Annotated in this window: 10 protein-coding genes and 1 tRNA gene; all 11 read right to left on the bottom strand. The window is 70.8% G+C overall.

Translation table 11 applies throughout. The annotated features are described in order from the left end of the window. Position 1: 1 nt before the first annotated feature. The 11 genes from OG906_RS38615 to tpg all read right to left on the bottom strand — a co-directional run bounded on the left by OG906_RS38615 (position 2) and on the right by tpg (position 11,494). Positions 2 to 1,252 (bottom strand): hypothetical protein, encoded by a 1,251-nt coding sequence (locus tag OG906_RS38615; RefSeq protein ID WP_329448978.1) that lies wholly within the window; start codon positions 1,250 to 1,252, stop codon positions 2 to 4. A 376-nt stretch (positions 1,253 to 1,628) separates the two neighbouring features. After that, complete coding sequence (locus tag OG906_RS38620; RefSeq protein WP_329448979.1) at positions 1,629 to 3,194, bottom strand: GIY-YIG nuclease family protein; 1,566 nt, start codon at positions 3,192 to 3,194, stop codon at positions 1,629 to 1,631. Between the two features lie 275 nt (positions 3,195 to 3,469). Beyond that, positions 3,470 to 3,895: a DUF3592 domain-containing protein gene (locus tag OG906_RS38625; RefSeq protein ID WP_329448980.1), complete on the bottom strand. Its 426-nt coding sequence runs from the start codon at positions 3,893 to 3,895 to the stop codon at positions 3,470 to 3,472. Positions 3,896 to 4,067: 172 nt separating this feature from the next. Beyond that, complete coding sequence (locus tag OG906_RS38630; protein ID WP_329448981.1) at positions 4,068 to 5,609, bottom strand: serine/threonine-protein kinase; 1,542 nt, start codon at positions 5,607 to 5,609, stop codon at positions 4,068 to 4,070. 136 nt (positions 5,610 to 5,745) lie between these two features. Next, on the bottom strand, positions 5,746 to 6,207 hold the full coding sequence (locus tag OG906_RS38635; protein ID WP_329448982.1) for a hypothetical protein: 462 nt from the start codon (positions 6,205 to 6,207) through the stop codon (positions 5,746 to 5,748). 205 nt (positions 6,208 to 6,412) lie between these two features. Further along, positions 6,413 to 6,486 (bottom strand) — tRNA-Met (locus tag OG906_RS38640). A 56-nt stretch (positions 6,487 to 6,542) separates the two neighbouring features. Continuing rightward, the gene (locus OG906_RS38645) at positions 6,543 to 6,746 is read right to left on the bottom strand and encodes a cold-shock protein (protein ID WP_060880712.1); all 204 of its coding nucleotides are present in this window, start codon (positions 6,744 to 6,746) and stop codon (positions 6,543 to 6,545) included. A 189-nt stretch (positions 6,747 to 6,935) separates the two neighbouring features. Then, positions 6,936 to 7,217: an HU family DNA-binding protein gene (locus OG906_RS38650; protein ID WP_060880711.1), complete on the bottom strand. Its 282-nt coding sequence runs from the start codon at positions 7,215 to 7,217 to the stop codon at positions 6,936 to 6,938. Between the two features lie 344 nt (positions 7,218 to 7,561). Next, entirely contained in the window at positions 7,562 to 8,212 is a 651-nt protein-coding gene (locus tag OG906_RS38655) for a DCL family protein (protein WP_200728074.1), read from the bottom strand. A gap of 268 nt (positions 8,213 to 8,480) precedes the next feature. Further along, a complete protein-coding gene (locus OG906_RS38660; protein ID WP_200728073.1) occupies positions 8,481 to 10,880 on the bottom strand; it encodes a DEAD/DEAH box helicase in 2,400 nt (799 codons plus the stop codon). Between the two features lie 38 nt (positions 10,881 to 10,918). Further along, positions 10,919 to 11,494 (bottom strand): telomere-protecting terminal protein Tpg, encoded by a 576-nt coding sequence (gene tpg, locus OG906_RS38665; RefSeq protein WP_212728853.1) that lies wholly within the window; start codon positions 11,492 to 11,494, stop codon positions 10,919 to 10,921. Between the last annotated feature and the right edge of the window lie 12 nt (positions 11,495 to 11,506).

An 11,506-nucleotide genomic window follows, 5' to 3' on the forward strand; every position in this document is an offset into this window, starting at 1 on the left:
GTCAACGCTCACGCCGTCGGCGCAGCATGCGGAGGGTGTCTACCCATCGGCGTTGCCGGGGCGCGCGGGGCGCGGGGGGCGCGGGGGGCAGCTGTGGGGGCGGGGGAATCGTGGGCGGGGCCACAGGTGGAGGTGGGAAGGCCGGCGCGAGGTTCGCGGACGAGGCGACGGACGGGGTCACGTTCCCGCGCGGGGGTGCCTCGGCATCGTGCTGGTCGGCTGGCTGCGGAAGTTGTGGGGCGGTGTGCTGATCTGTCTCAGCCTCGGTGGCGGGGGCTTCGGCCGTCGGGATCGGCGCGGCGGGCTGAGGAGTGGGCGGAGCGTGCCGCTCGGCGTACACCTCGCGGGCTCGCCGGTCGCGCCAGCGGTGCCGGCCCTCCTGGGCGGCATACAGCTCGTCCATGACCTTGTGCGCGTCGGCGGGGTGGAAGACCGCCCGGGTGCGGGTCAGCGAGGACAAGGCGATCGGGACCAGGCCCCAGCAGTCCGCGGTGGGGGCCGGACGGGGCTTGCTGATCCGCCAGTCGTCCCGGGGGTCCTTGTGGCGCGGCCATTTCGGCCAGGCCGTCCAGTCCTGTTCGGGGCGGGCGGGGTGCCGGAAGGCGTGGTAGCCGTAGGGCACCAGCACGAGCTTCCCGTCGAGCCAGTACACATGGCCGCCGGCGTCGAGGATGGCCAGCTGCTGCTCGGTGGGGGCGACACGCTGGTGCTCGACGTCCCGTCCGCTCAGGCGGACCTTGTGGCTGGGGAGTTGGCCGAATTGGCCAGGGTCGCGGCGCAGGAACCAGACGTGTGCGGCTCCGGCGTGGTGCTCGCGTACCGCGAGGATGCGTCGGCGGACTGCCTGAGGGCTGGGCAGCGTGCCGGGGCGTTCGATGACAACGGCGGTGTCGCCGCACTGTGCGATGACGACCGGCGGGAGTCCGATCGGGTCGTGAGGGTCGTCTCCGGGGGAGGCGAGGGTGCAGCCGGTGATGCCGGGCAGGGCGCGAATCTGGTGGCTCAGCTGGATGACGACCTGGTCGTCCGCGTCGATCTGCGCTTCCCGTTCTGCCAGTCGGCACGGACCTCCTTCCTGGTGGGAGAAGTGCGGCGTGACCTTCGCTTCGGGCCGGGCGCCCCTGAGGATCAGTGGATCCGCGCAGGCTCTGCACAGGTACCGGCCGCCCGCCAGGCCGATCGGTAGCCCCTCCACGCCCAGATCGACATAGATCGGCCGCTTGGTCTCGGTGTCCCACGCGCTTGCACCCATGCCGTGATCATGACGGGCGCTACGGGTGCCCGGCCAGACCTTCTCCCGCCACACGGGCGCCCGGTGCCTGAACGACCAGCACGACGGGAAACGGCTTGCCCCCGTGGCCCGCCTGACGGGAGCTTCGCCGACGAGAGACGTCATGCTGCGACCGGCCGGCGTGCTGCCCGCGCCGTGGCCGCGGCCGGCGTGGGGGCACCCGGCCGGCTGACCGACGAGGCGGCCGTCGTCGCCTTGACGTTCACCAAGGCGCTGGAGGCGCCGAGCAGGCCGCCGTGGCAGTTTTTGCCGTCCAGGGCGCGGCGTAGCCCATTCCCTCACCACTCCCCCATCGCCGCCGCCGAGGTCGGCTCGCTCCCCCGGCCCAGGTGTGCGGCTAGAACAGGGTCAACGGCTGAGGAGGGGTTGGTGCGGTCTGGTGTTCTCGGATCGCGTCCCGAAGCTCGGCGGCGGTGACGCGGGCGGCGTCGAACGTCTCGGTCCAGCCGTTGGGCAACTGGGCGGCGGTGAGGAAGACGCCGTGCCCGGCGGCGCGCAGGCGCCGCAGGATCGTCTGTTCGACGGACAGTGCGTCGTCGCCGGTGGGCACGTGGTGCTCGTAGTACAGGGTCCAACCGAGGCGGCGGTGCTGGCCGATGCGGTCGTTTCGCTGACGAGCGCCGGCGACGCCGATCTTGACGGCGCCGTGCTGTACGTGGGTGACGACGTAGACGCGGGCGGGCGCGGCACGGTCGAAGCCGAAGCGGGCGCAGTACTTGCATCCGCGGCCGCTGCGGATCTTGGACAGGGTGGGAGTCGAGGTGCGGCCGCAGGTGGTGCAGCGGCAGCGCCAGGGCGTCATGGACGTGGTGTAGGCCTCCAGGGGCTCGAGACCGGCCTCGCGCATGGAGGCGGCGGCGCGCTCGGGGTCTTCCCGTCGTGCGGCGGCGGAGCGGAGGTCGGCGCAGCGCCGGCATCCGCTCTGGCCGGCGAGGATGGATCCGAAGGTCGGTGAGGTGATGGTGCCGCAGCCGTGGCACAGGCAGCGCCAGGGGTACTTGACCCCGCGGTACGGCTCCTGGGGTTCGAATCCGTGCTCGCGCATCTCGGCGACGGCCAGGTCCTCGTCGTGGCGCTGTGCTGCACCGTTGGCCCGGTCGGCGCACCGCTTGCAGCCAGGACGCCGGCTCCGGCCGGTCAGGGAACCCAGGCGCGGGGAGACGATGGACCCGCACGTGATGCAGCGGCTCTTCCACGCGAACTCCGTGCCGGGGTACGGCTCCAGCGGCTCCAGGCCCGCCGCCCGCATCACCGCGGCCGCGGTCTCGGCGTCGTGGCGCATCGACTCGTTGGCCTTGCGCCGGCCGCAGGGGTAGCAGCCGCCCTGCCCCTGACGGATGGAGCCCAGCGTGGGGGCCCCTGGCGCTCCGCACGCCCGACATCGGACCGGCCAGGGCGTGTCCACTCCCGGGTACGGGCCGAGGGGGTCCAGGCCCGCGGCCCGCATGTCGGCCGCCGCAACGTCGGGGTCGACCGGCGCGTTCGGTGCGCACCACCGGCAGGGCCCGGCACCGGAGTTGATCCGGACATAGGTGGGTGTGACCTCGCGTCCGCATGCGCGGTGACGGCACCGCCACTTCCGGTCGCTGCCGCCGGGGTACGGCTCGAGCGGCTCCAGCCCGGCCGCCCGCATCACCGCGGCTGCGGCCTCGGGTTCGATCCGGGCGTGTCCGGAGCAGTAGACGCAGCCGCGCTGTCCCTTGGTGATGTTGCTCAGGCGGGGGGTGACCTCCCGCCCGCACGCCGTATGGCGGCACCGCCACGGGGCGGAGCTGCCGCGGTAGGGCTCCAGCGGCTCCAGGCCGGCCGCGCGCATGATCTCTTCCGCCTGTCGCGGATCCTTCCGCGGTCGGCCGCTGCCTGCCAAGTCCAACTCCCCGCTCTCCAGGGTGAGCGGGGTCATGCCTCGCTGTTCGGCGCAGCATAGGGGTGGCCACTGACATCGACTCTGATCGTCGCCTTGCCGCTGGTGGGTTGCGGTGTCCGTCTTCCGCTGGGTGGCCCGGCGGCTTCATTCAGTTCGCGGCCGAGCAGCACGGTGACGGTCCGGGGCGCCGGGGACCTGTTGAGGGCCGCCGGTGGGCGGCGCGTTCGGCGCGGTCATCAGACAGGGGAAAGGTCCGGCACGACGGTGGGCCCGCTCGCCTGAACCACTGGGTGCGCAACATCTCACGGCGGTCAAAGAGTGCTCAGCAGGACGAGGAGAACCGTCAATGTGCCTGTTGTGAGCACCGTGCCTACCACGGTGAACACCATGTACAACGAAGTCGAGTCCCAGCCGCGGATCTCGAAGCGGCGGGGATTGTTCTCGTCGTAGAGGACGAAGACCGAGTTGCCGACGCCGTAGCCGTTGAGGACCTTGCCTCGGCCGAACGTGGAGGAGTACGTGCACTCGCTGCCGTCCCGGGTCGTCCAGGCTACGACCGGGTGGTGGTACTTGGCTCCGTCGTCGTCTCGCCTGGTGTCGTGGCGGACGACTCGCCCTACGGCGGTGATGCCCGTGCGGCGAAGCGCGCTGGCGCGGCGGAGTCCGTACACGCCGGCACAGAGAAAGCTCACGCCGATCACCAGCGGTATGAGCGTGAAGAGCCATTCGCGGTTCATGTCGTGTCCGACGCGTGCGTGGCGGCATCGGTTGCCCGAGGCACGAGTGCCGTTCGCCCCGGTGACCTGCGGACCCGTACGTATCGACGGTCGTGGCGCCGTTCTCGGGCGGTAGGGCGGCGCTGGGAGGTGCACGCCGATGGCGGCACGGTCTGGTCGGTTCGTCGGGGCGCTAGGGCATCCGGGGCTGGGCGGGGAGCGGTCCGGGGCGGTGTCGGTGCGTGACCTGGCCGGGGGGAGTCGGCCGAGCAAGGCTGGAGGGGGAGCGGCCCGGGGTGAGCATCGCCGTGAGCAGCGCCGCGGCCGGCCACAGCACGACGCCGACAGCGGTGAGGGCAAGTCCCGAGAGGCCGGCGTGGTGGCCGGTGAGCAGGACGACGGCGGTGTGGAGGATGCCGGCGGTCGTGGCGAGATCGGCGTGCCAGGCACTCCGGTGAAGGCTGTGCTCGACCAGGCGGCGCACGCCGCTGGCGAAGGTGAGCAGCGCGGGGCCACCGAGGACTGCGATGGCCAGGGCGTTCGCCCACAGGTCGGGGGCGTTGACCAGGACGGCGAGCGCCATGCCGCCGGTCAGGAGCAGGGTGGTTAGCAGGCAGGCCGTGGTGATCCTCAGCTGCTCGGGGTGCGGCGACTGGGGCGGGTCGAGAAGGTAGAGGGCGGCGAGGAGCAGCCCAGCGAGAGTGCCGAGGGCAGCCGTCCAGGCGGTCGGCAGTGTGGTGGTGAGTGAGAGTTCGCCGGCGATGGCGGCGGCGGTGACGGCGCCCGCGACCACGGCGGGGAGCCGGGTGCCGGGTTCGCGGCCTTCGGCGGCCCGGTCGATGGTGGTGGCGACCCGCGTGGGCGGCTGCGGGTTCGGGACTGCGGTGGGTGCGTCGGCGAAGGCGGCCAGTGCGGTGTGCAGCTGGGTGAGGCGTGCGCGGGTGTCGGCTGCGGTCGGCCGGCGGTCGGGGTTCTTGTCGAGGAGCTCCAGGACCAGCTGTTCGAGCTCGCGGGGGACGCCGGGGCGCAGGGCGGACAGCGGGGCCGGCGCGTCGTTCAGGTGCTGGTTGAGGACCTGCCATCCCGTGCCGGTGAAGGGGACGCTGCCGGCGAGAAGTTCGTGGAGGAGGCAGCCGAGCGAGTAGAGGTCACTGGGCGCGGCCAGGGTGGTGTCTCCGCGGGCCTGCTCGGGCGACATGTAGGCGGGGGTTCCGATGGCGACGCCGGTCACGGTCAGGGTGTGATGGGTGGCTTCGGCCAGGCGCGCGATGCCGAAGTCGCACAGGTACGCGGTGTCCGACCGGTCGATGAGGATGTTGGACGGCTTGAGGTCGCGGTGGACGATGCCGGACTGATGGGCGGCCTCCAGGGCCTGGCTGATCTGGATCGCCCAGGTCAGGGCATCAGTCAGGGAGAGTGGACTGCCGGTCAGTGTGTTCAGCGGGCGGCCGTCGACAAGGTCCATGGCCAGAAAGAAGATGCGGCGGCCGTCGAGGTCGGCGGCGCCGTGGTCGTGGACGGCGACGACGTGCGGGTGGGACAGGCGCGCGGCCACGTGTGCCTCCCGGCGAAAGGCCGCCTCACGTACTGGGTCCCCCTCCCCCACCGGGATGATCTTGAGGGCGACGTCGTGAAGGTGGTGGAGGTCCTCGGCTCGCCAGACCGTGCCCATGCCTCCGCTGCCGATGGCCTCCTTCAGCCTGTACCGGCCGGCGACCGTCGTGCCGCGCATCATTCCTCCAGCCCTGCATGCTCCTGCGCTGGGCGGCGGCCCAGCGCACCGCCGGTCGCGGGGCGCGCCCGGCGGTGCGGCGGAGCATACGCACACGACTTGCCGGAGGGCGGCGAGGCGTGTGTGAGGGTGCCGGCTGTCAGTCCTTGAGCTCGTACTTGCAGGGCTCGGCCGACTTGCCGCCCTGGTTGTCAGCGACCTGCTTGCCGTCGACCTTGATCGTGCACGGGGCGGGCTTGAGCATTCTGTCCGGGCCCTCGACCGAGGCGGGTACCACCGACACCGTGACGCCGACCTTCAGCTCGGCCCCCTCCAGTTGGATGGCCTCCGTCTTCGTCCAGGGCAACGTCACCTGCTCGAAGTGGTTGGTGTTCCCGATCCACATGACCTTGCCCGTGCCCGTGCCCCCCACCTCGAAGACCACCTGATGGGCAACGCCCTTCTTCCCCGACGACGAGCCCTTCGCGCCGCCGCTCGCCGAGACGCTCGGCGAGGCCTCGCCCGCCTTGGCCGGGCCGGTGTCCTTCTTCTCGCTGCCGCACCCGGTCAGCAGCACGGCCGCTGCGAGCAGGGTGGTGGTGAGCGTTGTTGTCTTGCGCATGTGCGTACTTCCCCGTTGCGAACTGATCATTTCGGTGCCGTAGGAGACCGTAGATCATCGCGCCGCGCGGAAGGACACGGCCCGAGAGGCAGCGGGCAATGCCCATACCGGCCTGTTCCGGTCAGGGCCAGGGACAGCCGCTAGTGCTCCACGTGGTGTTCGCATACGACGAAGGGCCCGGCTGCATGCCGGGCCCTTCGGTCAGTAGCGGGGACAGGATTTGAACCTGCGACCTCTGGGTTATGAGCCCAGCGAGCTACCGAGCTGCTCCACCCCGCGTCGGTAAGGCCACTCTACACAGTGATCTTCGCGGGCGGGGCGGTGCCGTACGGCCGTCAGCTCCGGACGATGTTCTCGGCCTGGGGGCCCTTCTGCCCCTGGGTCACGTCGAACGTGACCGCGTCGCCCTCCGCCAGCTCGCGGTAGCCGCTGCCGGCGATGTTGGAGTAATGGGCGAAGACGTCCGGGCCGCCGCCCTCCTGGGCGATGAAACCGAAGCCCTTCTCCGAGTTGAACCACTTCACGGTGCCGCTGGCCATACTGCGTGTCCTTCGATCTTGCCGAGGAACCCCGGCTGGTCTGGAGTCGGAGCCCTCCGTAGACGGAGGGCACCCGGCGTCCGTTCTACCCCGTCGGCGCCACAACTATCCGGGCTCCGCGCAGTGATCGCGTGACGCAGTGCGTCCGTGAGTCAGTGCGCGGTCCTGGAGTGCCCACGGCGCGGGGGGCTACTTGCCCTTCGCGGCTTCCTTGAGCTTGGAGCCTGCCGAGACCTTCACGCTGTATCCGGCTGCGATCTCGAGCGGCTCGCCCGTCTGGGGATTGCGGGCCGTACGGGCAGCGCGGTGGGTGCGCTCGAAAGTCAGGAAGCCGGGGATGGTGACCTTCTCATCGCCCTTGGCGACGACGTCGCCGACGGTCTCTGCGAGGGCGGCCAGAACAGCGTCGGCGTCCTTGCGGGTCACCTCGGCGCGCTCGGCGAGGGCTGCGATCAGCTCACTGCGGTTCATGCGGTACTCCGTGACGTTCGGGTTGTCGCGACCGCTGCGCGGACGCGACGCTTCGTTCGCCATCCTTGCACCGAGGTCTGACAACGCTGTGCCCGGCACCAGCAGCGGAACGCTGCGGCGAAGCTGGCGGCCGGTAGGCGGTCGCGCCGCAGGAGCAGCCGTTGGAGTTCGCCCAGCACGCCGGACCCGGCAGGCCCCCACACCACGGACACAGCTCGCGCTCGACCAACCCGCCGCCGGCGCGCTCGTCCAGGTCCCCGTGGACCGCCCCTCCCTCACCCGACCGACTCCCCGGCCGCAGCCGCACGTCGGAGCGGACGTGCGGCTGCGTTCGGGCACCCGAGTTACCTGCGAGGGCGGCGCTGGTTCTCCTTCGTCGACAACAGCCCGAGAACCGCACGGTCCTGGTGGTAGCTGAACCACTGCTCGGCCAGGTCGCGGTCCTTGAACCGCCCGAGTCCAGGCTCGGTGGAGGGCGTCAGTTCGATCGCCTCCCACCCGCCGACACGGTCGGCGAACTCCCCGGCGATGTCGTTGAAAGAGGGCCCGCCGAAGTAGCTCACGGCCGTGTCGGAACTCTCCAGCGTTGCTCCGGACAGGTCCGAGACGAGGGAGCCGGCCTGCTTGCGGGACTCGAAATACGTATTGATGGCCGACTTCACCTCGTCGCGCATCACGTTCAGGACCTGCTGACGGTAGGTCTTCGGCTTCAGACAGTCCTTGTACGAGAAGTCGATGCGGCTGCCGTCCACCCGGACCACCTCGAAGCAGGGGTACGGACCGCGCGGCGGAGGGGCGATCGCGAAGGCTTCGACACCAGGGCCGATCTTGTCCTCCGCCTCCCGGTGCATGTTCAGAAGGTCCAGCAGGAGAAGGTGGTCCTCCTGCTGATCCACGATGCTGCCCACCGAGTACCGGTACAGCACCTTCTGTACCGCCTCCTGCGCATCCCCCTTGGTCCGGTACTTGCGATGCCCGATCCAGAACTCGGCCATGAACCTGGCCCTTCCCTTCTTCGATGCGCCACCACCCGGCGACGCTACGCCGAAAGCATCCCCAAACTCCGCTGTAGTGCGGCCTTCGCGCACCCGTGATCAGCGTGGAGGGGATGGGAGAGCCTGCCCACCGATCACCGCACATTCACTCGTTCGGGTGATCGGGTAGGCGGCCCCGCACAGGTCGCAGGGTGCGAGTACGTCCCTGTCGTGCTGCGGGGGCCCTCTTACGCCGGCGAAGCCCGCCCTTCGGCGGGGGCGGCGGCGTTCAGCCGCTGACCGCGGCCTCAGGTGTCTGTGGGTGGCGGGTGAGGCCCGCGGCGGTGACGGCCTGAACGTGTTCGGGCGGCAGGCTGTCCCAACGTCGGCGGAGGTTCTTGAGCCACTGGCCGACCTTGAACTCCTCGCCGTCGACGGTGACGGTGTCGCGCTGATGGATGAGGACGTGACCTTCGCGGTCCCGGAAGGCGGCGACGGCCGCCAGGCCCTGGTTCAGCTGCCGCTGCTGGCGGGCGGCTCGGCCGGTGGGCTGCGCCGGCTCATCGTCGGGTTCGATCAGGGTGATGCCCAGCTCGCTCACGAGCCGGAGCTGCTCGGGATGGAGTGTGCTGTATTCGGTGCTCTGCGCCGCGACCCATTCACCGAGGGGCTCGTCGTCGTCGGTGATGAAGTCGGCGGGGAGGTCGTCGAGCGTGATGCTGGCTTCGGCGTAGGTGCGGGCGGTGTAGTAGAGGCGCTGCCAGGTGATCGGCCACGGCGGGTTCCAGTACGGGTCGATCTCGGCGAGTGCGGTGTCGGTGGGGTCGGGTTCGAGTCCGTTGTCCGCGCGGGTGCGGGCGGCGGCTCGGCGGTTGGTGAGCCAGCGGCCGAAGGCGTAGTCGCCGATCATCTCGTCGCTGGGAACGGCGAGATGGCCGCGGCGGGCGGCCCAGCTGCGGGCGTGGAGGAGTCCGCGTTCGGCGGCCTGGGTCTGGAGGTTCCAGATCATGCCGAGGTGTTCCAGGGACTTGATCTGGGAGGGCTTGAGGGTGCCGGCCGCGTACGCCTTGCGTGCCCGGTTGATCCAGCGGCCCAGCGCGAAGCCGCCCGCATCGTCGTAGAGCCGGGGGACATCGAGGTGCCCGTGGGCCTGCTGGTAGACGGTGGCGGCTTCCAGACCGCGCCGGAAGGACGCTTCGCGGGGGTGCAGGACGCGCAGCCGAAAGGCCTGGGCGATGGTGTCGGCGGGGAAGGGCCGGTCGAAGACGACGTCGACGGGCACGCTCGCGTCGTCCTGCTCGTCCTCCGGCTGCGGGTAGGAGGGCTGTTGGGGGACGGCGAGACGGTCGGCGATGCGGTCGTCGTGTGCACGCAGCGCCTGGAGGACCCGCCAGAGCGGGCGGTACAGGTTGGAGCCCATGAGGTCGTCGGCGTCCTCGCCGGGGGCGACGTAGACGGGGACGATCAAGGTGGCCTTCTTGCCCTGGCCAGGCTTTTGTCGAAGGGCGCGGCCGACGGCCTGGACCGTGTCGACGATCGATTCCTTGGGATCGGCGAAGACCACGGTGTCGATGCTGGGGATGTTGACGCCCTCGCCGAGAAGGCGAGCGTTCGCGATCACCGTGCGGAGGGCCGGCGCGAGGAATGCGCCCGGGCGGCCGTCGAAGCGGTCCAGGAGCTCGCGTCGGTAGGCGGGGTCCTGGTTGCCGTCGAGCCCGGCCGCCCACAGTTCTCCCGGGTCGGGGCAGCCGGTTCCGGTCTCGTCCAGCGCGTAGAGGAGGGCGGCCGTCTCGCGGAGGGTGTCGGCGAAGGCGTGGGCGTCGGCCACACGGTGGTGGAAGCTCACGACGCGGCGCAGATCGAGCTCGGCCATGGCGCGCAGGACGGCGATCTGGAGGGCGGCCTGGCGCAGTTCGGCTTCGGTGGCCTTGTCGGAGATCCCGAGCCGGGTGCGGATGGTCGCCTCGTTCACCTCCATGACGACGACCCGGTAGTCGGCCAGGAGGTCTTCGTCGATGGCCTCGGCGAGCGGGAGGCGAAAGCAGGTGTCGCCGTAGAGGGCCGGGTTGTCCATGGACGCGACGAGCGAGTCGTCCTCGTCGTCACCGGGCTCGCCGGCCGACCAGATCCTCGGGGTGGCGGTGAGGTAGAGCCGCTTGTGCGCGGGGATCAGTTCGTCGTCGTGGACGGCTGCCCAGCGTTTTCCCAGGTCACCACTGGTGCGGTGGGCTTCGTCGACTGCCACCAGCGACCAGGCGGGGAGAGCGAAGTGGGTGTGGGCGTACTGGACGCGGTGCAGGGAGTGGTAGGTGGCGAAGACCGTCAGGCCGGGGTTCTGGTGGACGGTGGCGGCCAGGGCGGCCGGGTCGGTGGTGAACGCGACGGGCTCGCCCGCGGTGTTGGGGCGCTTGGAGCACAGGGCGAGCACGGGCCCGGTCATGCCGGCGGTGCGCCAGTCGTCGATGGTCTGGGCGAGGAGCTCCAGAGTGGGCAGCAGCACCAGCCGGGTGCCCTGGGGGGCGACACGGGCGGCGGTGCGCGCGGCGACGTACGTCTTGCCGGTACCGCAGGCCATCACGACGGAGATCCGGGCGGTCAGGCGCAGCGCGGTGTGCGCGGCGTGGACGGCCTTGGACTGGTGCGGGCGCAGCCTGATCCTGGGCGGTGGGGCGGTGGTGGTCGCGGTCACGGGGTGGCCGGTCCTTTCAGCCGGGTGCGGGCGGCGGGTCAGATGCTGAACTTGATGTGGTCGATGCCGGTCAGTGCGACCGACTGAAGAGAGGTGGCCCGCGAGCCGCCGTCGGTGAAGTAGTCGTCCCGCAGCCCGTCGGCGACGATCTGGGCGAGGTCTTCCTCCGAGGCGCCGGCCTCTTTGGCTTCGAAGAGGGCTGCGGCGGTGGCGGCGTCCAGGCGGCGGGTGAGGCGGCGGTAGCGGGGGTCGTTGGTGGTGCCCTTGGGGGACTTGAACCCGAATTTCCCTCTTACGTCCACTTTGATGCCGCCGGTGGTGACGGCGGCCTGGAGCTTCTTCGCCTTGACGATCGGCTGCCAGAGCTGCTTGACCGTGGCCTCGATGAGGGCGGCGGTCTCGGGCTTCGCGGCCTTGATCTCGTCGTCGCGGTAGCGCTCGACGGTGCGCTGGGATTTGCCGATCTTCTCGGCGACCGCGCGGGCGGCCTCGGCGCGGCTGACGCCCTTCTCCTGCTTGAGCAGAAAGCGGATCCGCGCGCCGAGCGTTTTGGGGATCGGCTGGGAGTAGGCGGTCTCGGCGGCCTCTTCCAGGCGGTCTTCGATCAGTCCCACGGTCAGTCAGCT

The organism is Streptomyces sp. NBC_01426 (assembly GCF_036231985.1).
Lineage (GTDB): Bacteria > Actinomycetota > Actinomycetes > Streptomycetales > Streptomycetaceae > Streptomyces.

Coding starts and splice junctions, on each gene's coding strand:
- OG906_RS38615 (WP_329448978.1), bottom strand. CDS start 1,252: ATGGGTGCAAGCGCGTGGGACACCGAGACCAAGCGGCCGATCTATGTC.
- OG906_RS38620 (WP_329448979.1), bottom strand. CDS start 3,194: ATGACCCCGCTCACCCTGGAGAGCGGGGAGTTGGACTTGGCAGGCAGC.
- OG906_RS38625 (WP_329448980.1), bottom strand. CDS start 3,895: ATGAACCGCGAATGGCTCTTCACGCTCATACCGCTGGTGATCGGCGTG.
- OG906_RS38630 (WP_329448981.1), bottom strand. CDS start 5,609: ATGATGCGCGGCACGACGGTCGCCGGCCGGTACAGGCTGAAGGAGGCC.
- OG906_RS38635 (WP_329448982.1), bottom strand. CDS start 6,207: ATGCGCAAGACAACAACGCTCACCACCACCCTGCTCGCAGCGGCCGTG.
- OG906_RS38645 (WP_060880712.1), bottom strand. CDS start 6,746: ATGGCCAGCGGCACCGTGAAGTGGTTCAACTCGGAGAAGGGCTTCGGT.
- OG906_RS38650 (WP_060880711.1), bottom strand. CDS start 7,217: ATGAACCGCAGTGAGCTGATCGCAGCCCTCGCCGAGCGCGCCGAGGTG.
- OG906_RS38655 (WP_200728074.1), bottom strand. CDS start 8,212: ATGGCCGAGTTCTGGATCGGGCATCGCAAGTACCGGACCAAGGGGGAT.